The sequence below is a fragment of the Amphritea balenae genome, from assembly GCF_003858655.1.
Lineage (GTDB): Bacteria > Pseudomonadota > Gammaproteobacteria > Pseudomonadales > Balneatricaceae > Amphritea > Amphritea balenae.
This window is the reverse complement of sequence record NZ_RQXV01000007.1, coordinates 248,953-274,585: the sequence shown is the minus strand read 5'-3', so window position 1 is coordinate 274,585 and position 25,633 is coordinate 248,953. Positions and strand designations below refer to the sequence as shown.

The 25,633-nt window shown below is 49.8% G+C and carries 11 protein-coding genes and 4 tRNA genes; 3 read left to right on the top strand and 12 right to left on the bottom strand.

Annotated elements, in window-relative coordinates; translation table 11 throughout:
* Nucleotides 1-9,628, bottom strand: a 9,628-nt coding sequence (locus EHS89_RS13820; RefSeq protein ID WP_211340343.1) for a VCBS domain-containing protein, incomplete at its 3' end; no start/stop codon positions are given.
* 100 nt (nucleotides 9,629-9,728) lie between these two features.
* On the opposite strand from EHS89_RS13820, the gene EHS89_RS13815 reads away from it, so the two are divergent.
* Genes EHS89_RS13815 through EHS89_RS13805 form a run of 3 tightly spaced genes read left to right on the top strand, consistent with a single transcriptional unit; the run spans nucleotide 9,729 to nucleotide 15,040 of the window.
* Nucleotides 9,729-11,519: a peptidase domain-containing ABC transporter gene (locus EHS89_RS13815; RefSeq protein WP_124926738.1), complete on the top strand. Its 1,791-nt coding sequence runs from the start codon at nucleotides 9,729-9,731 to the stop codon at nucleotides 11,517-11,519.
* Nucleotides 11,520-11,525: 6 nt separating this feature from the next.
* On the top strand, nucleotides 11,526-13,691 hold the full coding sequence (locus EHS89_RS13810) for a peptidase domain-containing ABC transporter (protein WP_124926737.1): 2,166 nt from the start codon (nucleotides 11,526-11,528) through the stop codon (nucleotides 13,689-13,691).
* Entirely contained in the window at nucleotides 13,688-15,040 is a 1,353-nt protein-coding gene (locus EHS89_RS13805; protein WP_124926736.1) for an HlyD family type I secretion periplasmic adaptor subunit, read from the top strand. The genes EHS89_RS13810 and EHS89_RS13805 overlap by 4 nt, the downstream gene beginning before the upstream one ends.
* 402 nt (nucleotides 15,041-15,442) lie before the next feature.
* Here the strand turns inward: EHS89_RS13805 and EHS89_RS13800 are convergent.
* From EHS89_RS13800 to EHS89_RS13750, 11 genes are all read right to left on the bottom strand, one after another.
* Nucleotides 15,443-15,519: transfer RNA gene (locus EHS89_RS13800), tRNA-Arg, on the bottom strand.
* Nucleotides 15,520-15,568: 49 nt separating this feature from the next.
* Nucleotides 15,569-15,645: transfer RNA gene (locus EHS89_RS13795), tRNA-Arg, on the bottom strand.
* Nucleotides 15,646-15,709: 64 nt separating this feature from the next.
* Nucleotides 15,710-15,786, bottom strand: a tRNA-Arg gene (locus EHS89_RS13790).
* 4 nt (nucleotides 15,787-15,790) lie between these two features.
* Nucleotides 15,791-15,880: transfer RNA gene (locus tag EHS89_RS13785), tRNA-Ser, on the bottom strand.
* 67 nt (nucleotides 15,881-15,947) lie between these two features.
* Entirely contained in the window at nucleotides 15,948-16,130 is a 183-nt protein-coding gene (gene csrA, locus EHS89_RS13780) for a carbon storage regulator CsrA (RefSeq protein WP_124926735.1), read from the bottom strand.
* Nucleotides 16,131-16,283: 153 nt separating this feature from the next.
* A complete protein-coding gene (locus EHS89_RS13775) occupies nucleotides 16,284-17,519 on the bottom strand; it encodes an aspartate kinase (protein ID WP_124926734.1) in 1,236 nt (411 codons plus the stop codon).
* Between the two features lie 39 nt (nucleotides 17,520-17,558).
* Nucleotides 17,559-20,111 (bottom strand): alanine--tRNA ligase, encoded by a 2,553-nt coding sequence (gene alaS / locus EHS89_RS13770; RefSeq protein ID WP_170167510.1) that lies wholly within the window; start codon nucleotides 20,109-20,111, stop codon nucleotides 17,559-17,561.
* Nucleotides 20,112-20,319: 208 nt separating this feature from the next.
* Nucleotides 20,320-20,781, bottom strand: a complete 462-nt coding sequence (locus EHS89_RS13765) for a regulatory protein RecX (RefSeq protein WP_124926732.1) — start codon at nucleotides 20,779-20,781, stop codon at nucleotides 20,320-20,322.
* Between the two features lie 47 nt (nucleotides 20,782-20,828).
* Nucleotides 20,829-21,872: a recombinase RecA gene (recA, locus tag EHS89_RS13760; RefSeq protein ID WP_124926731.1), complete on the bottom strand. Its 1,044-nt coding sequence runs from the start codon at nucleotides 21,870-21,872 to the stop codon at nucleotides 20,829-20,831.
* Between the two features lie 120 nt (nucleotides 21,873-21,992).
* Nucleotides 21,993-22,481: a CinA family protein gene (locus tag EHS89_RS13755; RefSeq protein WP_124926730.1), complete on the bottom strand. Its 489-nt coding sequence runs from the start codon at nucleotides 22,479-22,481 to the stop codon at nucleotides 21,993-21,995.
* Between the two features lie 61 nt (nucleotides 22,482-22,542).
* Nucleotides 22,543-25,632, bottom strand: a complete 3,090-nt coding sequence (locus EHS89_RS13750; protein WP_124926729.1) for an EAL domain-containing protein — start codon at nucleotides 25,630-25,632, stop codon at nucleotides 22,543-22,545.
* Between the last annotated feature and the right edge of the window lies 1 nt (nucleotide 25,633).

The window sequence follows — 25,633 nt, the reverse complement described above, 5'->3', positions numbered from 1 at the left end:
CAAGCGTGAAGCCGGCAGGCAGATCCGCACCATCGGTGACGCTGAAACTCAATGAAGCAGCATCATCAACATCCGACGCTGTTAGCTGTCCAGAGATCGCCGCATCGCCTTCATCGACAGATGCGGTGACATCGGCACCCGCTACAGGCGCATCGTTGGTGCCGGTTACCGTCACCTGAATCTGTTGGGTATCAGTCGCACCCTGCTCATCGGTTACTGTTACCGGAATCGTCAGCACCTGGGTATCGCCGGCATCCATTGACTGGTACGCATCGTCCGCAGGATTAAAGCTGTAAGAACCGTCACTCTCTAGCGTGAAGCCTGCTGGCAGATCGGCACCGCCGGTGACACTGAAGCTCAGGCTCGCTGCATCGTCTACATCCGACGCGGTTAACTGGCCAAAGATAGCTGTATCGCCTTCATCAACGCTCGCAGTAACATCCGCACCGGCCACTGGCGCATCGTTGGTGCCGGTCACTGTTACCTGAATCTGCTGGGTATCAGTCGCACCCTGCTCATCAGTTACGGTCACAGGGATGGTCAGCACCTGAGTATCGCCGGCATCCATTGACTCGTAGGCTGCATCGGCAGGGTTGAAACTGTAAGAACCGTCACTCTCAAGCGTGAAGCCGGCAGGCAGATCCGCACCGCCTGTGACGCTGAAACTCAGGCTGGCTGCATCATCAACATCGCTGGCACTTAACTGGCCCGAGATCGCCGCATCGCCTTCATCAACGCTCGCAGTGACATCGGCACCAGCAACCGGCGCATCGTTAGTACCGGTCACTGTTACCTGAATCTGCTGGGTATCCGTCGCACCCTGCTCATCGGTTACTGTTACCGGAATCGTCAGTACCTGAGTATCACCCGCATCCATTGACTGGTATGCATCATCGGCTGGATTAAAGCTGTAAGAACCGTCCGACTCTAAGGTAAAGCCTGCTGGCAGATCGGCACCGCCGGTGACACTGAAACTCAGGCTGGCTGCATCATCTACGTCGCTGGCACTTAACTGGCCCGAGATCGCCGCATCGCCTTCATCAACTGAAGCGGTGACATCGGCACCCGCTACCGGCGCATCATTGGTGCCGGTTACCGTCACCTGAATCTGTTGGGTATCCGTAGCACCCTGATCGTCAGTTATTGTTACCGGAATCGTCAGCACCTGGGTATCACCCGCATCCATCGATTGATACGCATCATCGGCTGGATTGAAACTGTAAGAACCATCAGATTCCAGCGTAAAGCCGGCAGGCAGATCCGCACCACCGGTGACACTGAAGCTCAGGCTTGCTGCATCGTCTACATCGGATGCACTTAACTGGCCCGAGATCGCGGTATCACCTTCATCAACGCTTGCAGTGACATCGGCACCCGCTACCGGCGCATCGTTGGTGCCGGTCACCGTCACCTGAATCTGCTGAGTATCCGTCGCACCCTGATCATCGGTCACGGTCACAGGGATAGTCAGAACCTGGGTATCGCCGGCATCCATTGACTGGTATGCATCGTCCGCCGGGTTGAAACTGTAAGAACCATCGCTCTCAAGCGTGAAGCCGGCAGGCAGATCGGCACCACCGGTAACACTGAAACTCAGACTGGCAGCATCATCTACGTCACTGGCACTTAACTGGCCAGAGATCGTCGCATCGCCTTCATCGACAGAAGCGGTGACATCGGCACCGGCAACTGGCGCATCGTTGGTGCCGGTCACTGTTACCTGAATCTGTTGGGTATCGGTCGCCCCCTGCTCGTCGGTTACTGTTACCGGAATCGTCAGTACCTGAGTATCGCCCGCATCCATCGACTCGTAGGCTGCACCGGCTGGATTGAAACTGTAAGAACCGTCAGATTCCAGTGTGAAGCCAGCTGGCAGATCCGCACCGCCAGTGACACTGAAGCTTAGACTTGCCGCATCATCAACATCCGAAGCGGTTAGCTGTCCAGAGATCGTCGCATCGCCTTCATCGACAGATGCGGTGACATCGGCACCCGCTACCGGGGCATCATTGGTACCGGTTACCGTCACCTGAATCTGTTGGGTATCGGTCGCCCCCTGCTCGTCGGTTACTGTTACCGGAATCGTCAGTACCTGGGTATCGCCCGCATCCATCGACTCGTAGGCTGCATCGGCTGGATTGAAACTGTAAGAACCATCAGATTCCAGCGTAAAGCCGGCAGGCAGATCCGCACCACCGGTGACACTGAAGCTCAGGCTTGCTGCATCGTCTACATCGGATGCACTTAACTGGCCCGAGATCGCGGTATCACCTTCATCAACGCTTGCAGTGACATCGGCACCCGCTACCGGCGCATCGTTGGTGCCGGTCACCGTCACCTGAATCTGTTGGGTATCAGTCGCACCCTGATCGTCAGTCACGGTCACAGGAATCGTCAGTACCTGGGTATCACCCGCATCCATCGATTGATACGCATCATCGGCTGGATTGAAACTGTAAGAACCGTCAGATTCCAGTGTGAAGCCAGCTGGCAGATCCGCACCGCCAGTGACACTGAAGCTTAGACTTGCCGCATCATCAACATCCGAAGCGGTTAGCTGTCCAGAGATCGTCGCATCGCCTTCATCGACAGAGGCGGTGACATCGGCACCCGCTACCGGGGCATCATTGGTGCCGGTTACTGTTACCTGAATCTGTTGGGTATCGGTCGCCCCCTGCTCGTCGGTCACGGTCACAGGGATAGTCAGTACCTGGGTATCGCCCGCATCCATCGACTCGTAGGCTGCATCGGCTGGATTGAAACTGTAAGAACCGTCAGATTCCAGTGTGAAGCCAGCTGGCAGATCCGCACCACCGGTGACACTGAAGCTTAGACTTGCTGCATCGTCTACATCGGATGCACTTAACTGGCCCGAGATCGCGGTATCACCTTCATCAACGCTTGCAGTGACATCGGCACCCGCTACCGGCGCATCGTTGGTGCCGGTCACCGTCACCTGAATCTGTTGGGTATCAGTCGCACCCTGATCGTCAGTCACGGTCACCGGAATCGTCAGTACCTGAGTATCACCCGCATCCATCGATTGATACGCATCATCGGCTGGATTGAAACTGTAAGAACCATCAGATTCCAGCGTAAAGCCGGCAGGCAGATCCGCACCACCGGTGACACTGAAGCTCAGGCTTGCTGCATCGTCTACATCGGATGCACTTAACTGGCCCGAGATCGCGGTATCACCTTCATCAACGCTTGCAGTGACATCGGCACCCGCTACCGGCGCATCGTTGGTGCCGGTCACCGTCACCTGAATCTGTTGGGTATCAGTCGCACCCTGATCGTCAGTCACGGTCACAGGAATCGTCAGTACCTGAGTATCACCCGCATCCATTGATTGATACGCATCATCGGCTGGATTGAAGCTGTAAGAACCGTCACTTTCTAACGTGAAGCCCGCCGGTAGATCGGCACCACCGGTGACGCTGAAACTCAGGCTGGCTGCATCATCTACGTCGCTGGCACTTAACTGACCCGAGATCGCGGCATCGCCTTCATCAACGCTCGCAGTGACATCGGCACCGGCTACTGGTGCATCATTGGTGCCGGTTACCGTCACCTGAACCTGTTGGGTATCAGTAGCACCTTGCTCGTCAGTCACGGTCACAGGAATCGTCAGTACCTGAGTATCGCCCGCATCCATTGATTGATACGCATCATCGGCTGGATTGAAGCTGTAAGAACCGTCACTTTCTAACGTGAAGCCCGCCGGTAGATCGGCACCACCGGTGACGCTGAAACTCAGGCTGGCTGCATCATCTACGTCGCTGGCACTTAACTGACCCGAGATCGCGGCATCGCCTTCATCAACGCTCGCAGTGACATCGGCACCGGCTACTGGTGCATCATTGGTACCAGTTACCGTCACCTGAATCTGTTGGGTATCAGTCGCACCCTGATCATCGGTTACTGTCACAGGGATAGTCAGAACCTGGGTATCACCCGCATCCATTGACTGGTAAGCATCGTCCGCTGGATTGAAGCTGTAAGAACCGTCACTTTCTAACGTGAAGCCAGCAGGCAGATCCGCACCGCCGGTGACACTGAAACTCAATGAAGCAGCATCATCAACGTCCGAAGCGGTTAGCTGTCCATAGATCGCCGCATCGCCTTCATCGACAGAGGCAGTGACATTTGCACCCGCCACTGGCGCATCGTTAGTACCAGTCACTGTTACCTGAATCTGCTGAGTATCCGTCGCACCCTGATCATCGGTCACGGTCACAGGGATAGTCAGAACCTGGGTATCGCCGGCATCCATTGACTGGTATGCATCGTCCGCCGGGTTGAAACTGTAAGAACCATCGCTCTCAAGCGTGAAGCCGGCAGGCAGATCCGCACCGCCGGTGACACTGAAGCTCAATGAAGCAGCATCATCAACATCCGAAGCTGTTAGCTGTCCAGAGATCGCCGCATCGCCTTCATCGACAGAGGCCGTTACATCGGCACCCGCTACCGGGGCATCATTGGTACCGGTCACCGTCACCTGAATCTGTTGGGTATCAGTAGCACCCTGCTCGTCAGTTACTGTTACCGGAATCGTCAGTACCTGAGTATCGCCCGCATCCATCGATTGATACGCATCATCGGCTGGATTGAAACTGTATGAACCATCGCTCTCAAGCGTGAAGCCGGCAGGCAGATCCGCACCACCGGTGACACTGAAGCTCAATGAAGCAGCATCATCAACATCCGAAGCTGTTAGCTGTCCAGAGATCGCCGCATCGCCTTCATCAACAGAGGCGGTGACATCGGCACCCGCTACCGGCGCATCGTTGGTGCCGGTTACTGTCACCTGAATCTGTTGGGTATCCGTCGCACCCTGCTCGTCAGTCACGGTCACAGGAATCGTCAGAACCTGAGTATCACTCGCATCCATTGACTGGTAAGCATCGTCCGCTGGATTAAAACTGTATGAACCGTCACTTTCTAACGTGAAGCCAGCAGGCAGATCCGCACCGCCGGTGACACTGAAGCTCAATGAAGCAGCATCATCAACATCCGAGGCGGTTAGCTGTCCAGAGATCGCTGCATCGCCTTCATCAACGCTTGCAGTGACATCGGCACCGGCTACCGGCGCATCGTTGGTGCCGGTTACCGTCACCTGAATCTGTTGGGTATCCGTCGCACCCTGATCATCAGTCACTGTCACAGGAATCGTTAGTACCTGAGTATCGCCCGCATCCATTGACTGGTATGCATCGTCCGCAGGATTGAAGCTGTAAGAACCGTCACTTTCTAGCGTGAAGCCGGCAGGCAGATCCGCACCGCCAGTGACACTAAAACTAAGACTCGCTGCATCGTCTACATCCGACGCTGCTAGCTGACCAGAGATGGCGGTATCACCTTCATCAACGCTCGCAGTGACATCGGCACCGGCTACCGGCGCATCGTTGGTGCCGGTTACCGTCACCTGAATCTGCTGGGTATCAGTAGCACCCTGCTCGTCAGTTACAGTCACAGGGATAGTCAGCACCTGAGTATCGCCCGCATCCATTGACTGGTATGCATCGTCCGCAGGATTGAAACTGTATGAACCATCACTCTCAAGCGTGAAGCCGGCAGGCAGATCCGCACCGCCGGTGACACTGAAGCTCAATGAAGCAGCATCATCTACGTCGCTGGCACTTAACTGTCCAGAGATCGCCGCATCGCCTTCATCAACTGAAGCGGTGACATCGGCACCCGCTACCGGCGCATCGTTGGTGCCGGTTACCGTCACCTGAATCTGCTGGGTATCAGTAGCACCCTGATCGTCAGTCACGGTCACAGGGATCGTCAGCACCTGGGTATCACCCGCATCCATCGATTGATACGCATCATCGGCTGGATTGAAACTGTAAGAACCGTCACTTTCAAGCGTGAAGCCGGCAGGCAGATCCGCACCACCGGTGACACTGAAACTCAATGAAGCAGCATCATCAACATCACTGGCACTTAACTGACCCGAGATCGCCGCATCGCCTTCATCGACAGAGGCGGTGACATCGGCACCGGCTACCGGTGCATCGTTGGTGCCGGTTACCGTCACCTGAATCTGTTGGGTATCAGTAGCACCCTGATCGTCAGTTACAGTCACAGGGATAGTCAGCACCTGGGTATCGCCCGCATCCATCGACTCGTAGGCTGCATCGGCTGGATTGAAACTGTAAGAACCGTCACTTTCTAAGGTGAAGCCAGCAGGCAGATCGGCACCACCGGTGACACTGAAGCTCAATGAAGCAGCATCATCAACATCAGAAGCTGTTAGCTGTCCAGAGATCGCCGCATCGCCTTCATCAACAGAGGCGGTGACATCAGCACCCGCTACCGGCGCATCATTGGTACCGGTTACCGTCACCTGAATCTGTTGGGTATCAGTAGCCCCCTGATCATCGGTTACTGTTACCGGAATCGTCAGCACCTGGGTATCACCCGCATCCATTGACTGGTAAGCATCGTCCGCTGGATTGAAGCTGTAAGAACCGTCACTTTCTAACGTGAAACCAGCAGGTAGATCCGCACCGCCGGTCACACTGAAGCTCAATGAAGCAGCATCATCAACATCCGAAGCACTTAACTGACCCGAGATCGCCGCATCGCCTTCATCGACAGAGGCGGTGACATCGGCACCGGCTACCGGTGCATCGTTGGTGCCGGTTACCGTCACCTGAATCTGCTGGGTATCAGTAGCACCCTGATCGTCAGTCACGGTCACAGGGATCGTCAGCACCTGGGTATCGCCGGCATCCATTGACTGGTATGCATCGTCCGCCGGGTTGAAACTGTAAGAACCATCGCTCTCAAGCGTGAAGCCGGCAGGCAGATCCGCACCGCCGGTGACACTGAAGCTCAATGAAGCAGCATCATCAACATCCGAAGCTGTTAGCTGTCCAGAGATCGCCGCATCGCCTTCATCGACAGAGGCCGTTACATCGGCACCCGCTACCGGGGCATCATTGGTACCGGTCACCGTCACCTGAATCTGTTGGGTATCAGTAGCACCCTGCTCGTCAGTTACTGTTACCGGAATCGTCAGTACCTGAGTATCGCCCGCATCCATCGATTGATACGCATCATCGGCTGGATTGAAACTGTATGAACCATCGCTCTCAAGCGTGAAGCCGGCAGGCAGATCCGCACCACCGGTGACACTGAAGCTCAATGAAGCAGCATCATCAACATCCGAAGCTGTTAGCTGTCCAGAGATCGCCGCATCGCCTTCATCAACAGAGGCGGTGACATCGGCACCCGCTACCGGCGCATCGTTGGTGCCGGTTACTGTCACCTGAATCTGTTGGGTATCCGTCGCACCCTGCTCGTCAGTCACGGTCACAGGAATCGTCAGAACCTGAGTATCACTCGCATCCATTGACTGGTAAGCATCGTCCGCTGGATTAAAACTGTATGAACCGTCACTTTCTAACGTGAAGCCAGCAGGCAGATCGGCACCGCCGGTGACGCTGAAACTCAGGCTGGCTGCATCATCTACATCACTGGCACTTAACTGGCCCGAGATCGCAGAATCGCCTTCATCAACGCTTGCAGTGACATCCGCACCGGCTACCGGCGCATCGTTAGTACCAGTCACTGTTACCTGAATCTGTTGGGTATCAGTCGCACCCTGATCATCGGTCACAGTCACAGGAATCGTCAGCACCTGAGTATCACCCGCATCCATTGACTGGTAAGCATCGTCCGATGGATTGAAGCTGTATGAACCGTCACTTTCTAACGTGAAACCGGCAGGTAGATCCGCACCACCGGTGACACTGAAACTCAGGCTGGCTGAATCATCTACATCACTGGCACTTAACTGACCCGAGATCGCCGCATCGCCTTCATCGACAGAGGCGGTGACATCGGCACCGGCAACCGGCGCATCGTTGGTGCCGGTTACCGTCACCTGAATCTGCTGAGTATCCGTCGCACCCTGCTCATCGGTTACTGTTACCGGAATCGTCAGCACCTGGGTATCACCCGCATCCATTGACTCGTAGGCTGCATCGGCTGGATTGAAGCTGTAAGAACCGTCTGACTCTAAGGTAAAGCCTGCAGGCAGATCCGCACCACCGGTGACACTGAAACTCAATGAAGCAGCATCATCAACATCAGAAGCTGTTAGCTGTCCAGAGATCGCAGAATCGCCTTCATCGACAGAGGCGGTTACATCTGCACCGGCTACCGGCGCATCATTAGTACCGGTTACCGTCACCTGAATCTGCTGGGTATCAGTCGCCCCCTGATCGTCAGTCACGGTCACAGGAATCGTCAGTACCTGGGTATCACCCGCATCCATTGACTGGTATGCATCGTCCGCAGGATTGAAACTGTACGAACCGTCAGATTCCAGCGTGAAGCCAGCGGGCAGATCCGCACCGCCGGTGACGCTGAAATTCAGACTGGCTGCATCGTCTACATCGGATGCAACCAATTGCCCTGAAATAGCCTGGTCACCTTCATCAGTGACTGCAATTACATCGGCATCAGCCACTGGCCCATCGTTAGAGCCGGAGATTGTAATCACTATCTCTGCTGAACTTTCCAGACCACCGGAATCAACAACTTTAATCGGGATCGCGAGGATCTGAGAGTCACCTATGGCCAGATGATCATAGGCAGAATTAGTTGGATCGAAACTATAATCACCATCGGCAGCCAACTCAAAGCCCGGCGGGAGTGTAAATCCGTCCGCCACCATAAAAGAAAGCTGATCAGCAAAGTCAGGATCTTCAGCTTCCAGTGCCCCTCCAGCGATATCACCACCTTCTGTTACAGAAATAGCAGCATCAGAGAGTACGGGGGTTTCATTGATATCATTCAGATCAATGGTAACAACTTCGGTGTAGCTATTACCGGCAGGGTCGGTGACGGTTACTTCAACCGAATGCTGAGCCAAAGTTTCAAAATCAAATTCACTGCCCTCTTTCACAATCAGCTGATGGCCTTGAATCTCGAACAGTTCAGCCCCTACTCCTGTGAGCTCAAATTCAAAACCATCAACATTATCTGAATCGACTGCAATCAGGTTCGCTACAAAGTCTCCACCCTGAGCATCTTCATCCAGAGTTGTATTTGAAAGCTCAATGTCCGTAGGAACAAAATTAAAAGACTCTTCAACCAGCTCAGCTAACCCATCAAAATTAACACTCAGGGGAACATCCAGAGAGAAGTCGGTGGTGTTGCTACTAACGCTAACCTGCAATGCGAACAGCTCGCCTACCTGAGGTAGTAAGTTAGAACTAAGTACAAGCTGATCACCGACAATGGCAAACTGAGAGTCGCTCAGCTGAAAAGAGAAGTCGGCCCCCTCAACAGGCACCGATAAGGTTGCGATAACCGTACCTTCAGGCAAGACACCGTCTGACTCAATTGCAGAAAGCAGCTGATCGTTAACAACAAATTCAAAGCCTTCTGACTCCAGCTCAGGCAGTAATTTGTCATCTAAACCATGGTCTATTCGTCCCTGGATATTCTGCTTAAACAGCTCCTCCGGAGACAGGTCATCCCGGCCATGAATATCCTCTGACATCCGGCGATTAGGATTAATATGAGCAGTGGCATCTCGGTTAAACAGATCCTCTGTCGCTTTATCACGTACAGAATCTGTAGAAAAATTTTGCTTATCTGCCATAAAGAGCCTCTGCTTCTATTACATCCGGCAAACCACTTCTCAGAATGGTTTATCCAAAATTCAAAAAACGACTGAAGCCCTTGAGAATCGCCCGGAAGAGATGCACTATTGGTTAGAACAAAATTACCCTAATTCAATTAGTTGCATTACATCCTGGAACAGCAGAGCTCCCATGAGTAGGAAAAGGTCGCATCAGTTTGCTTTAAAACGACTTAAAACACCGGGAACATGGAGCCATCCCAGTGTATTACTGTCTTCGCTTGCCATTAACATACTGGCTTTAGCCCTTCCTACTGTCATACTTCAAGTCTATGACCGAATTATTCCCAATCAAGCCACCGGGACCTTTATGTTCCTCATATTGGGCATGCTCGGCGTTGTCATACTGGATACAGCCTTACGAATTTTTCGTTCAACTATCCTGAGTTGGAGTGGTGCAGAATTCGATCATCGCGAAAGCCTTAAAGCGATGAATCACATTTTGAATACAGATAATTCGGCTTTTGAAAGCAAGCCTGCCGGTTACTATCTTGATAAAGTCCACGCCTTAGAACAGATTCAGGAGTTTTACTCTGGTCAGTCGGTTCTGTTGATCATGGATCTCCCCTTCGTTCTTCTATTTCTCGCTTTAATCTGGATTATCGCCGGGCCGCTCATTGTTATTCCATTAGCACTGTTAATGGTCTTTCTGGTCGTGGCAATCATAACCGGCCGCAAACTAAGAAATGCTCTGGAAACCCGTTCCATAATGGAAGACAGGCGCCAGAATTTTATTATTGAAACCTTAAAAGGGATTCATACGGTTAAATCGATGGCGATGGAAGCCCTGATGCTGCGTCGCTATGAAAAACTACAGCACCAATCTGCAGAGAGCGTATACGACCTGAGCCGAATCAACAGCATCGTGCAGGGCATTGGCGCCACATTCTCGCAACTGGCCGTCGTTGCATTTGTTGGTATCGGCAGCATCTATGTTATTGAGGGAGATCTGACAGTAGGCGCACTGGCCGCAGGCACTATGCTATCAAGCAGAGTCCTGCAACCCGGACTAAAAGCGATGGGCTTCTGGTCTCAGTTTCAAACCCTTCACCTGGCTTTGGATAAAGTTAAAGAGTTATACGAACAGCCAGAGGAAACCGGCGGCTCAATCCGGATGGAAACCGGACTAAGCGGTAAAATTGAGATTCGAAACGTAAGCTTCAAACATCCCGGACAAGAAGAGAACCTGATCGAAGACCTGTCCCTGGTTGCCTACCCTGGTGAAACCATAGGCATTACCGGCAACAACGGTATTGGTAAAACCACGCTAATTGGCTTGTTATCCGGTTTCTTAAAACCCGATACAGGCGAACTCTATCTCGATGACCACGATATTCGCGAATACGACATCGAATACCTGCGGGCTCAGATCGGCATCATGCCGCAAAAAGGCATTCTGTTCGAAGGTACTATTCTGGAAAACATGACCCTCTATCGCGAAGGCGAAGCCCTGCAACAAGCGCTTGAATTATCAAAAGTTCTGGGACTTGAGGAGATCGTTGCCCGACTACCAGACGGACTGGATACTCAGGTCGGCGGCGCCGCGGTCGATACCCTGTCTGAAGGGGTGCGTCAAAAGATCATTATGGTTCGATCTTTGGTTGGACATCCGAAGATCATTCTGTTCGATGATGCTAATGCTAATTTTGATATTAAAAATGACAACCGGTTACTCAATGTTATTAAGCAGATGCGCGGCTCTCGCACCATGATTATAGTGACCCATCGTCCTTCATTTATGCGCATCTGCGATCGCCAATACAGCCTGACAAGAGGCAAGCTTTTAGAATATGTCGACCCATATATGGCCAAGAAAGCTAAAGCACAACCTGCAACAGAGACACAAGGCTAAGATCTGATGAGTAATAGCTCTAAGCGCCCCGAAATCGTTTCTGAAAAACTCGCCCACGCTCTGCGCAGTGACAGCGACGACGCATTTATTGATGCATCACCCTTTGCAGCCTGCCTACTTCCTCTTTTAAGAGAGCTTGGCTGGAATAATTATGCCAAAGAACTGATAGAGGCTCTGCCGCACTTTTCTGAACAACTGGATCTTATCGATCTGCGTAATATTCTGGCTACTTTAGGCTACGAAAGCACACCCGTAGCGATTGAAAGCGACAAGCTTAAACATGAGCTCTACCCCGCACTCTATATCACTAAAGAGGGCCGGGTACTGCTATTACAGGGCATAGACGAGCAGCTGATACATTATTACGACCCCTCTGACGACAGCTATCAGACCACCGAAAAACTAAACCTACAAGGCACGGCGTATCTGTTTACCGACTGCCACCACGCCCATGGCAGCAACCCTTCCGAGGCCCCTGGCGCAGACTGGTTTAGCAATCTGTTACAGCGTTTTCAAAAGATGATTATTCATCTACTGGGTATGACTTTTATCATAAACCTGGCCGCGCTTCTGGTACCACTTTTTATCATGGTCATTTACGACAAAGTGATCGGCGCAAAATCCGCAGAAACCCTGCCGTTTTTAATCAGCGGCGCCGCCATTCTCCTTTCAGCAGATCTGGGCCTGCGCTACCTGCGCGCCAAACTACTAGGCGTCACCGCAGGTCGACTGGATTATCTGATCGGCGTAGAAACCTTCAAACGCATGCTCTACCTGCCCCCGCTATACACTGAACGCTCTACAGTTGCGGCCCAGCTTTCCAGGCTTAAACAGTTCGATTCAGTGCGGGACTTCTTTACCGGCCCCAGCGCTGCCATCGCCCTTGAGCTGCCCTTTGTTATTTTATTTCTTATCGTCATAGGTATTCTCGGCGGCGTTGTCGCACTGATTCCATTAGCCATGGTAATAGGCTTTGTCATGCTAGGACTATTCTGGCTACCTATGTTGAACAGTAAGATAATGCGCTCAGGTAAGGCCCGCACCGACAAACAACGCATCATCATGCAAACCGTTGCAGGGCGAAAAGAGATCAAATCCATTGGTGGCGAAACCGTCTGGTGGGAACGCTTCAGAGAAAACTCCGGCGAAGCCGTTCTCTCTAACTACCATACCTTTCTATCCAATAATGTCATGAACAACCTTGCCCAGGGGATGATGACGTTTACCGGTGTCGCCGTTCTCGGCGTAGGTACTTTACAAGTCATGGCCGGAGAGATGACTATCGGCGCCCTGATCGCAATTATGGCGTTGGTATGGCGAGTACTATCTCCTATGCAAAGCGCATTCCTCTCATTTTCAAAAATTCAGCAGACCATTAAAGCAATTAAACAGATTAACCAGCTAATGAAGCTACGCAATGAACGTAAAGGCGGAAAATCCGGTCTGGTATTGGAAAAACTGAAAGGCGATATACGTATTGAGCGCGTTAGCTTTCGCTACGGCCCTGATCGGGACCCAGCCCTGTTAGGCGTATCATTTCATATCAAACCCGGTGAAATTGTCGCCATCTCTGGTAATACCGGATCGGGCAAGTCCACGCTAATTAAAATGATAGCTGGTATGTATGCGCCTCAGGCAGGCTCTATTCAGGTAGATCATATGGATCTGCGCCAACTCAATGCGATGGATCTGCGCCGCGCCGTCGCGTACGTACCCCAGCAAACCCATATGTTCCACGGCACCATCACTCAGAACATCCGCCTCAACAACAGCCTGGCCACGGACGAGCAAATTGAGAGCGCGGCCGCTGAAGCCGGCGTTCTGGAAGAGATACTGGCACTACCTGAAGGCTTCAATACCCGTATTGGTGATACCACCATTGACCGTATGCCACCGGGTTTTCTTCGATCTCTATCGATGGCAAGAGCCTTTGTCAGCCCCGCTAAAATTCTGTTACTGGACGAACCCGGCGCCTCGCTCGATGATGAATCAGATCGTCGCTTTGTCGAACAACTTAAACTACTTAAGGGTAAACGCTCAATCGTTATGGTAAGTCACCGCCCGAGTCATATCCGCCTGGCGGATAAAGCAATACTGATGGATCAGGGAGCCGTTGCCCACGTCGGACACCCTGATGAAGTAGTCGCCCTGCTGCTGGAGAACCTGACATGAGCAATAACAATAACGTTTTTTCATCTCGCGGCGGCGCCAGCCTCCCCCGCGCCCGCGCCCGCTTTCTGGCTCAGGCTATTCAACTGGAAGAGCATCAACCTTCAACCATTATCAATGCAGCTATCTACTTCACATCCTTCATTCTGGTAGCCGCTATCGCCTGGGCTGCATTCACTCAGGTTGATGAAGTTACTTCTGCCCGTGGCGAGATAGTTCCTGCCGGCCTGATTCATGACGTTCAACATCTGGAAGGCGGCATTGTCAGCAAGATAGCCGTACGTAATGGCGACAAGGTACGGGAAGGCGATCTTCTACTAAGCTTCTCACCACCGGCATCACAGTCCGAACTTACTCAAACAGAGATCCGCCGCGCTTCTTTTGTCATGGAGAAAGAGCGGCTACAGGCTATTCTTGACACCCGAACTCCGGTATTTGGGGAGATGGGCCAGCAATATCCTGCGCTGGCACGCAAACAGATGACTATATACAACGCACAACTGGCCAGCTACGAAAGCGAGCTGGGTGTCATTGATGCGCAGATCAGACAGAAAGAGCAGGAACTGAATCAACAGCAAAATAAAGCAGCCTCTGTGGATAAAAAAGTTAAGTTGCTCGATCAACAAGTTGCTATGCGGTTACAGTTGGTTGAAAGCAATGTCGTTTCAGAATCTGATTTGATCACAACTAAGACCAGCCTGGCTGAAGCACAAAGCGAGCAACGCAGCTTGTATGACGGCATTAAAGTATCAAAGTCCGCCCTGAATGAAGCCGAAAAGCGCAAAACCGAAATCACTGCCCGCTTCAAAAGAGACACTGAGCTAGAAGCGGGTAAAGTGGGTGAAGAACTGGCTGAAGTTGAGCAGACCCTGATACGGGCCGAAGACAGAGTGAATCGCTTAGATGTCTATGCACCACTGAGCGGTATCGTTCAGGACCTGTCAATTACACGCATTAATGCCGTAGTAGATCCCGGCCAGATTATTATGCAACTGGTCCCTACCGGTGATGACATGATTGTTGAAGCCCGCCTTTCACCCAGCGATATTGGCCATATCCATCCTGGCCAGCACGTTGAGGTTAAAGTCGACAGCTATGATTCTGCCCGGTTTGGCATTGTAGCAGGCATCGTAGAGCGGATTTCAGCGTCCACCTATCTTGATGAAAAGAAGGACCCTTACTTCCGTACCGAAATCAGCCTCAACCAAGGCTTTGTCGGCGCCAACAAGAACTTTTTAGTCTCTCCGGGCATGACGGTAACAGCAGATATCAAAACAGGCTCTAAATCGATTCTGGACTACTTGCTGAAACCTATATCACGCGGTTTTAATAACGCCTTTAGAGAGCGCTAACAAAATCAATAAAAGAAACCGCCAATGGCGGTTTTTTTATGCACGCAAAAAATTAACCGACACCGATGTCCGCAACAGCTGATCAGGGGTTATATTTTTTAGGGCCGCTTAAACTGAATTGAGCCACTCTGATACCAGACTAAGCTGCGGTGACACTTATTCAATCACACTAATGATTAATTAGACCATGCTGGCGCTTGTAAGGCCCCTGAGACTTAATTGACGTGGAAGCTGGCTGTACTCGACCAGAGTCTACTGAGACTTAATCAGGCAACACTGATGCTTGTACTTATCTGGAAAGCAGCGAGACTTACATAAGCGTGTCATACTTGATCAGGCTTAGCTAAAACTTATTTGGATTAGGGTAAAACTAAGATGATTTTCAGATTGAAAACCCTGAAGTGGCGCGCCCGGCACGATTCGAACGTGCGACCGCCTGGTTCGTAGCCAGGTACTCTATCCAGCTGAGCTACGGGCGCGTATCAGGTAATCTGTGAGTAGATAAAACTTAAGACAGTTTGAGAAGGTTGGCGCGCCCGGCACGATTCGAACGTGCGACCGCCTGGTTCGTAGCCAGGTACTCTATCCAGCTGAGCTACGGGCGCTTAAACCCAAACTTGTTGCTTCCATTATTACACCAACAAATGAATACCTAAGCATTCAGATTGTTGGCGCGCCCGGCACGATTCGAACGTGCGACCGCCTGGTTCGTAGCCAGGTACTCTATCCAGCTGAGCTACGGGCGCTAAATGGCGGTGAGAGAGGGATTCGAACCCTCGATAGAGTTTCCCCTATACGCCCTTAGCAGGGGCGCGCCTTCAGCCACTCGGCCATCTCACCTCAACAACGGCGCGTATAGTACAAGATTGATTTTCAAAAGAAAAGCGCAATCTCTAAAAAAGAATAATTAATCGTTATCTTGTTCTTTTTCTTTCTGAATGCGCTGATAAATCTCTTCACGATGAACAGAAATATCTTTAGGTGCATTGACGCCGATGCGAACCTGGTTGCCCTTAACGCCCAGCACGGTAACGGTAACATCATCACCGACCATCAGAGTTTCTCCGACACGACGAGTAAGAATTAGCATTAATAAATCTCCTTATTTAACAGACAAGTACTACCGACCTGACATATCCAGACTGCTATCTTGCATAACAACATCGGGCTGCCGCAGGCTTACCTTGCGTTAAACATTAATAATGTGCAACAGCAATCTAACTATAGACCACCGTTAATAAAGTTATTCACTTACAGTATCTGCAGCATTCAAATCAAAAGCAGAGTGTAAACCACGTACAGCCAATTCTAGATATTTTTCTGCAATCACTACGGATACTTTAATTTCAGACGTAGAGATCATCTGAATATTAATGTTATCACCCGCCAATGTATCAAACATCTTACTCGCTACACCAGCATGAGAGCGCATTCCTACACCCACAATCGATACTTTAGCGATTTTATTATTACCCATGACTTCACGAGCACCCAACTCAGCCTTAACTTTTTGCAAAATTTCTTCTGCTGCAGCAAAGTCATTGCGGTGTACCGTAAAGGTAAAGTCAGTCGAGTTATCAGCAGCAACATTCTGAAGAATCATATCAACTTCAATATTGGCACGGCTAACAGGACCTAGAATACGCGATGCGACACCTGGAATATCTGGCACACCCAGAATTGTCAGTTTCGCTTCGTCGCGGTTAAATGCAATCCCTGAGATGACCGGTTTTTCCACTGTATCTTCTTCCTCTGTTGTAATAAGCGTACCAGGGCCGTCCTGAAAACTATGCAAGACCCGCAATGGCACATTATATTTACCTGCAAACTCCACAGCACGAATCTGCAGCACCTTAGAACCGAGACTGGCCATTTCCAGCATCTCTTCAAAGGTAATCTTATCCATGCGCTGAGCGCCTTCCACAACACGCGGATCGGTTGTATAGACTCCATCCACGTCAGTGTATATCTGACACTCGTCGGCTTTCAGAGCGGCTGCCAGAGCCACGCCGGTCGTATCCGAACCGCCACGCCCCAATGTTGTAATATTGCCAGTAGGATCAACACCCTGAAAACCCGCAACAACAACGACACGGCCTTGCTCGAGATCTGCACGCATATTGTCGACATCGATATCCTGGATACGTGCTTTCATATGCACATCATCAGTCAGAATTCTGACCTGACTACCAGTATAGGAGCGAGCGCTTACGCCACGTGCCTCCAACGCCATACTCAACAGTGCGATAGTTACCTGCTCGCCCGTTGATACCAGAACATCCATTTCACGAGGTGCCGGATGCTCCTGCATCTCTTTTGCCATACCGATCAGACGATTGGTTTCACCGCTCATTGCTGAAACAACGACAACCACATCATGACCCGCTTCCCGGAACCCTTTTACTTTGTCAGCTACCGACTGAATACGCTCGACGGTACCAACAGATGTTCCACCATATTTCTGTACGTATAGGGCCATACTTACCTGCTTCCTTAATCAGCCTCACGGCTGCAACAATTACAGATTCTGTTCTACCAATGATTTTACGTCTTCCAGCACAGCTGGTAACGCAGCAGCATCAGTACCGCCACCCTGAGCAAAGTCAGGACGACCTCCACCTTTACCACCCAGCTTGGCTGTCAGTTCGCGTACCAGATCTCCCGCCTTTACCTGACCGGTAAGATCTTTTGTTACGCCTGCAGCCAGGCTAACTTTGCCGTCAGCAACAGTTGCCAGTACAACAATACCGCTGCCCAACTTATTCTTGAGCTGATCGATAGTATCACGCAGTGCTTTAGGCTCAATTCCTTCCAGCTGTTCAGCGAGAACTTTAACGCCTTTAACCTCAATCGCATTACTTAAAAGGTCGGCACCTTTCGCCGCAGCCAGTTTAGCCTTCATCTGCTCCAGCTCTTTTTCCAGCTGACGACTTTTAGCAATTTGATCCTGTAGTTTATCTTCTAGCTGTTTAGCTGACTGCTCTACATACTCCAGCGCCTTAGCGCCGGTTACCGCTTCAATTCGACGTACGCCAGCTGCAATACCACCTTCAGATGCAATCTTCAGCAATGCAATATCACCCGTGCGAGAAGCATGAGTACCACCACAAAGCTCTACCGAAAATCCTTCACCCATTGTCAGCACACGAACAGTCTCATCATACTTTTCGCCAAACAATGCCGCAGCACCCGTCGCTTTAGCCGCTTCAATATCCATAATATCGGTACGAACTTCAGAGTTCTGACGGATCTGTTCGTTACAGATTTGCTCAATCTGTTTCAGTTCCTCTGGCTTAACCGCTTCAAAGTGCGAAAAGTCAAAACGCAAACGATCAGCATCACACAGCGAGCCTTTCTGCTGCACATGCTCCCCTAACACTATACGCAGGGCTTCATGCAAAATATGAGTCGCTGAATGATTCACTGCGGTCGCCTGACGCTTACCAGCATCGACCTGGGGCTGCAGAAGATCGCCTACTTTAATAGAGCCTGAGTTCAGGATTCCATGATGTAGATGGTTTTTCGATTCTTTCGTGCAGTCATTAACCTGAAATTCGATACCCGTCGCTGTCAGTACACCTGTATCACCTACCTGACCACCGGATTCACCATAGAATGGCGTTTCATCCAGTACCACCATCCCGGTATCACCAGCATTCAACTGCTCAACAGCTTCGCCATTACTAAACAGCGCGACTACTTTCGCATCGCCACTAAGCTGCTCGTAACCGCTAAATGCTGTTTCACTATCCAGACGGATCGAATCATTGTAATCAACATTAAACTTACCAGCGGCCCGTGCACGGTTACGCTGATCTTCCATCGCCTTTTCAAAACCCGCCATATCGACAGATAGTTCTTGCTCACGAGCTACATCTGCCGTCAGGTCAACCGGAAAGCCGTAAGTATCGTATAACTTGAAGACTGTTTCGCCCGGAATTTCTGTTCCTTTAAGACCACTGATTGCATCCTCAAGCAGACGCAAACCATGATCCAGAGTCTTAGCAAACTGCTCTTCTTCTTTGAGAAGGATACGTTCAACCTGAGCCTGCTTTTCAATCAACTCAGGATAGGCCTGACCCATCTCTTGTGCCAACGCAGCAACCAGCTGGTTAAAGAAAGGTCCGGTAGCGCCCAGTTTATTACCATAACGTACCGCACGACGAATAATACGACGCAGCACATAGCCCGCTCCTTCATTCGACGGAATAACGCCATCACAAATCAGGAAAGAGCATGAGCGGATATGGTCAGCAATTACACGCAGAGACTTGTTATCGGTTTCAGCCGAGCCAACCGCTTTCGCAGCAGCCTTCAGTAGATTTTGGAACAGGTCGATCTCGTAGTTAGAGTGAACGCCCTGCAGCACTGCAGCGATACGTTCCAGGCCCATGCCAGTATCGATAGACGGATTAGGCAGAGGATCCATAGTGCCGCTGGCATCACGGTTAAACTGCATAAATACCAGGTTCCAGATTTCGATATAACGATCGCCATCTTCTTCTGGACTGCCGGGAGGTCCACCCCAGATCTCTTCACCATGATCAAAAAAGATCTCGGTAGAAGGACCACAAGGGCCGGTATCACCCATCGACCAGAAGTTATCTTCATCCAGCTTAGAGAAACGCTGAGGATCTACACCGATCTCTTCTTTCCAGATTTTCTCAGCTTCATCGTCTGAGATATGAACAGTTATCCACAGTTTCTCTTTCGGCAGCTCCAGCACTTCAGTCAGGAAGGTCCAGGCGAAGCGGATAGCATCACGCTTAAAGTAATCACCGAAACTGAAGTTACCCAGCATTTCAAAGAAAGTGTGGTGACGCGCAGTATAACCAACGTTTTCCAGATCGTTATGCTTACCACCAGCACGTACGCAACGCTGACTGGTAGTCGCCCGGTTATAGGAGCGTTTGTCATCGCCCAGGAAGACATCTTTAAACTGCACCATGCCCGCGTTCGTAAACATCAGAGTCGGGTCATTTGCAGGAATCAGAGAACTGCTATCAACAATTTGATGACCCTGAGACTGGAAGTATTCCAGAAAGGCCTGACGCAGTTCAGCACTTGTCATATTTTTCATGGCTTTAATTCGCTCGTAATACTTAACCGTCACCATCACCGTTTCCGATATAAAACAGAAGCTTAGAAACAGCGTGGAAATCACTATAAAAATGGCGATGTAGTATATAACGTGAGGAGTAAATCTACGAATTTTTTTGTTTTTAACCGGTATTCAGCAGGAAATGACTTGAAAAGTGCTGACAGGTAAGGGGTTTTGTCTAATGATCGTTATTAGCGCTTTGCTCAATAGAATAGTTAATCTGCTCCATTGAAAAGCCGCGCTGCGCCATAAATCGCATCCGTTTACTTCGCTCTTTAAAATCTTGCGGTGTTATTGCTGTGCGGTATTTCCTACAGTAAAGCTCCAGAGCCTGTTCGAACCAGTCAATTTCAGCCTCTTCCAGTGAAGTATTAATCATTTCACTGCTTATGCCTTTCTGTCTCAGATCAAAGCGAATTCTGATCTCACCATGCCCCTGTGACACCCTCATGCGGATAAAACTCTGACTAAATCGCAGGTCAGATAAATAGCCGGCGTCTTCCAGCAGATCTAGCACAGGCTCTAGTGCAAAACCCTGACAGCGAGGCTGAAGCTTGGTCATCAGCTCTTTTCGAGAATGTTCGCGCCTTGCTAACAAACCTATCGCCGCATTTTTTGCTTCTTGTTCAGACTCGTACATCTAAATTTCCGGTAAAAAAAAGGAGCCTTTCGGCTCCTGATTTAAACTTAAAGATCTAGCTGAGCTTCCTCAGCATCCTTCTTTTCGTCTTTCTTAAATTGCGGTACTACCAATAATTTTTCTCTGATAGCGGCCTCAATTTCAGTGGCTATTTCTGGATGTTCTTCCAGGAATCTTGCCGCATTAGCTTTACCCTGACCGATCTTATCGCCCTTATAGGCATACCAGGCACCGGACTTATCAACCAAGCCTTCCTTAACACCCAGGTCGATTACTTCACCCATATGGTAGATACCTTTACCATACATTATCTGGAATTCAGCCTGTTTGAACGGCGGTGATACCTTATTCTTAACAACCTTAACCCGGGTCTCGTTACCGATAATCTCATCACCCTGCTTTACCGCACCGGTACGACGGATATCCAACCGCACAGAGGAGTAGAATTTCAGTGCATTACCACCGGTAGTGGTTTCAGGATTACCAAACATCACACCAATTTTCATACGAATCTGGTTGATGAAGATAACCAGCGTATTGGCGTTCTTCACATTACCTGTCAACTTACGCAACGCCTGTGACATCAAACGCGCCTGCAGACCCACGTGATGATCGCCCATCTCACCTTCGATCTCAGCTTTTGGTGTCAAAGCAGCAACAGAATCGACAACCAGAACATCTACTGCATTGGAACGAACCAGCATATCGGTAATTTCCAGCGCCTGCTCGCCCGTATCTGGCTGCGAAACTAACATTTCATCAACGTTTACACCCAGCTTTTCAGCATAGATAGGGTCAAGTGCATGCTCAGCATCAACGAAGGCACAGGTCTTGCCTATCTTTTGTGCTTCAGCGATTACCTGCAATGTAAGTGTTGTCTTACCGGATGATTCAGGACCGTAAATCTCGACAATACGACCGGTTGGCAGACCGCCTATGCCCAGCGCGATATCCAACGCCAGAGACCCGGTAGAGATCGCTGGAATGGCTTCACGGGGCTGGTCGCCCATTTTCATCACAGCGCCTTTACCAAACTGGCGCTCAATCTGACTCAGGGCAGCATCTAATGCTTTTTGTCTGTTCATATCCATCGTAATTACCTATCCCGGCAGGGCAATTAATATACTGTACGTTTGGACAGTATTATTAACAGGACATTGCCAGTTTGCAAGTAATTTATATGTTTTTTTATACAGTATTTTTCAAGCGTTCTATTTTGCTGCAACAGAGAGTTGTTTTATAAGACCTTTTAGCGCTTCTGTGATCGCTGCAACCTGAACGGAATGACGATCCCCACTGAATAAAAAGCAATGAGTCTCGACTTCGCCGCCATCCATATACCAGGCCATCCAAACAGTGCCCACCGGTTTTTCCGGACTACCACCACCAGGACCTGCTACGCCGCTAATACTAACACTGATATCGGCATTACTGCGCTCTACAGCTCCAATGGCCATTGCAGTGACAACAGACTCACTCACAGCGCCATCAGTGATGAACAGCTTTTCTGGAACCGCCAACATACTCTGCTTCGCGGCATTACTATAAGTGACAAAACCACACTCAAACCAATCTGAACTGCCAGCCAACGCTGTAATACTTTGTGCAACACCACCGCCAGTACAAGATTCAGCTGTACATATTCTGATATTTCGCTGTTTCGCCAGCAAAGCCAGCTTATCTACCAAAGGGTCTGTCATCGTCACTCTTTCTTTAACACTTATGCAGCAATTCAAGTCATCTGCTTACAAGACTACCAGCTTATTTAAAGTTTACTAAGGTTGCCCCATCCGCATTATTCAGAATCCCTTCTAAACCATTTTCCTCTGGCTCTGAAGTATTTAAATAATCTCGATTTCCGATTTGAAGAATATCCTTGATATGGGTCTTATCTTCCAGATAACGGGTTGCCTGATCTTTTAGTAACGGTTTACTGAACAATTCACCCTGAACCTCATCACAGTTCATTTTTTTCAGAGTTGCTAGCTGTTTCATATCCGCCACACCTTCAGCAACAACTTTCAAGCCCAGGTTATGAGCCATCGAAATGACGGTCGTCACTATCTCTGTATCTAACGGGTTGCGTTCAAAACCTGACACGAAACTACGGTCAATTTTAACCCAGTCTAACGAAAAATCCCGCAATGAAGCTAACGATGAGCGACCAGTACCAAAGTCATCTAATGCAAAACGAATACCGGCATCACTCAAACATTGCAGGGTATCCACGATTCTTGCTTCATTGCCGCTGAGGGATGATTCAGTCAGATCGATAACCAGATGTTCACAAGCAATATCAGCAGACTTTACCGCCGTCAGAATATCGTCGACCAGACCGGTATCGTTAAACTGCGACTGGGAGAAGTTTACCGTTATTGTCAGTCCTTGCTGTCCCGGTATTGATTGCCACTGTTTGAGCTGACGACAAGCTACATTCAATACCCACCGGCCAATATCACTGATCAAGCCAGAGCGTTCTGCCAAAGCGATAAATTGTGCCGGATCAACCATACCTAGTTCAGGATGATACCACCGCAACAACGCTTCAAATCCGGTAATCCGGCCATTTCGTATATCGATCTGCGGCAGGTATTCCATAAACAGATCATCATGCTTGATCGCTTTCTGCAGGTTCGCACTAAGATTGAGCTGCTTGCGTGACCGTTTGTGGATATCTTCACTAAAGTGAATGCAATTATCCTGACCTAACATCCGCGCTTCCAGCAAAGCCGCGCTGGCGTTAGCCAGCAATATTTCCGGATCATCACTGTCTTCCGGATAACTGCTCACGCCAAAGTTTGGCACCACCAGGATATCATTACCCTCCAGAATAAAGGGTTCTTTTAATGCGCTAAGCAAGCGCTGTACAATCCAGGTGATATCCTCATCACTTTGAATATCGGTCAACAGCAAAGCAAACTCATTCTGACTCAGCTTTGAGATACTGATATCCAATAGCGGTTGATCATCTCTGCTAACGGTATCAGTACTACGCAGTGACGTTCGTAAGCGCTTGATCGTCATTCTGGTCAGTTTCTCTGCGGCCTGATAGCCCCAGGTACTGCGAACCTGGGTAATGGTTTCAGTACCCATAAATAGCAGAGCCATTCTGGTCTTCGTGCGCTCAAACCGAATCACATTCTGCTGGATACGATCTAATAGTATGGCCCTACTTGCGCTACCATCCTTATCTATTCCTTTCCCATGTTTACGCTGTCTCTGCTCGCCAAGTTGATTTTCCAACTCTTCTATCCGAGCCAACAAAAACATTTCCTGCCCCTTTGGCCCTTCTTCTGTCCGCATAACGTTTGCATTTGTAAGGTCCGGCATTTCATGCTGTTTGTCCGTAGAGCTCTGTTTATCCTGCCAGTGTACGACTTTGTTACGGCCCGTTTCTTTTGCTACATACAGCGCCTTATCTGCTTTATCAATAATCTCCTCAGCATGCACCTCACCTCTCTCATAACTCGACACGCCGAAACTTGCGGTAAAATTAAGACGTGATGAACCCACCCGAATCTCTGCATCTTCAACAGCCCGACGGATACGTTCAGCTATTTCCAGCGCATGCATCTTACTCATCCCTTTAAGGACAACACAGAATTCTTCGCCACCATAACGCCCCACCAGATCTTCCGGCCGCGTCATTTTTGTCAGAGTAAGCGCCATCAACTTGATTGCTTTATCACCGGTAGCGTGTCCATAGCGATCATTAACCAGCTTAAAGTGGTCAATATCAACCATAATGCAACTGAATATACCCCGCTCTTCCCGGGTCTCATTTATCAGCAGGTCCAAGCCTTCAAATAATGATCTGCGATTCAAAATACCGGTCAATGAATCATAAGAAGCCAACTGCCGTAGTTCTTTATTCTGCTTCGCTATTTCTGTCTGGCTTAGTTTTAGCTTTTGTAACACCCTTGCAAGGTCCTGATGCGACTGTTCCAATTCGGTAAGATCGGCAAAAGTCACAATTGCACCGACCAGATTTCCTTTTGGGTCATCTATTCGTGCAACATTGACTGAAAAACTCAGTAATTCCTTTGCTTTAGTTGTAAAGCTAAGCGGGGTTGTTTCCACATCGTCATGGTCGGTCAATAATCGTTTCCATGGAAAAACAAATGATGGATCATCACTAACATTGGCTATATTCCATGCCAGTGTAGATAAAGGTATCCCGGTGAGATCATGTCCGATGAAGCCTGTTTTTCTGATAAATGTGCTATTAGTAAACAGAATATGACCTGACTGATCTAGTATAACCAAGCCTTCAGATAGCGTATCTAACGCATTTTTCACCCTATCAGGAACAACAGATGAGGGATCTAATTCTCTTAATGAACGCTTTAGAAATAACCAGTAAGCCAGACAGCCTGCCACACTGACAAACAGGATAATGCCAATAATAGACTGTCTTTGAAACAGTCCTCCCCAGAAGTTATCAACCGATTTAAACTGTATTTCCAGAGTTCCCCAACGACCAGCATTATCATGAATAGGCAATAAAAGGTGACTATAGGTCGATCTGTTATTTGCTGGCGACCGCCAGTTTTTAGCATGTTCACCCGTTGCAAAAATCAGCTGCTGGCTCTTGTTACGTAATCCAAGCGATACAATATCTTCGCTTCGATTTTGTACCAGACGCATAGCCTGTTCAGACTCATCAATGTGCCCTGCTGCTACATCAATCGATACCTGTACAGCTAATGTCTCAGCAATAGCCACTCTTGCCTTAAACTGATTCTCCTGTTTATCTGGCACCAGTCCAATCAGATCACCTACCAACAATAAACTGATTGTCAGTAGCAGCAGCCCAAGGGTTAACCGAACTATCGGCGATATTAAAGCCATT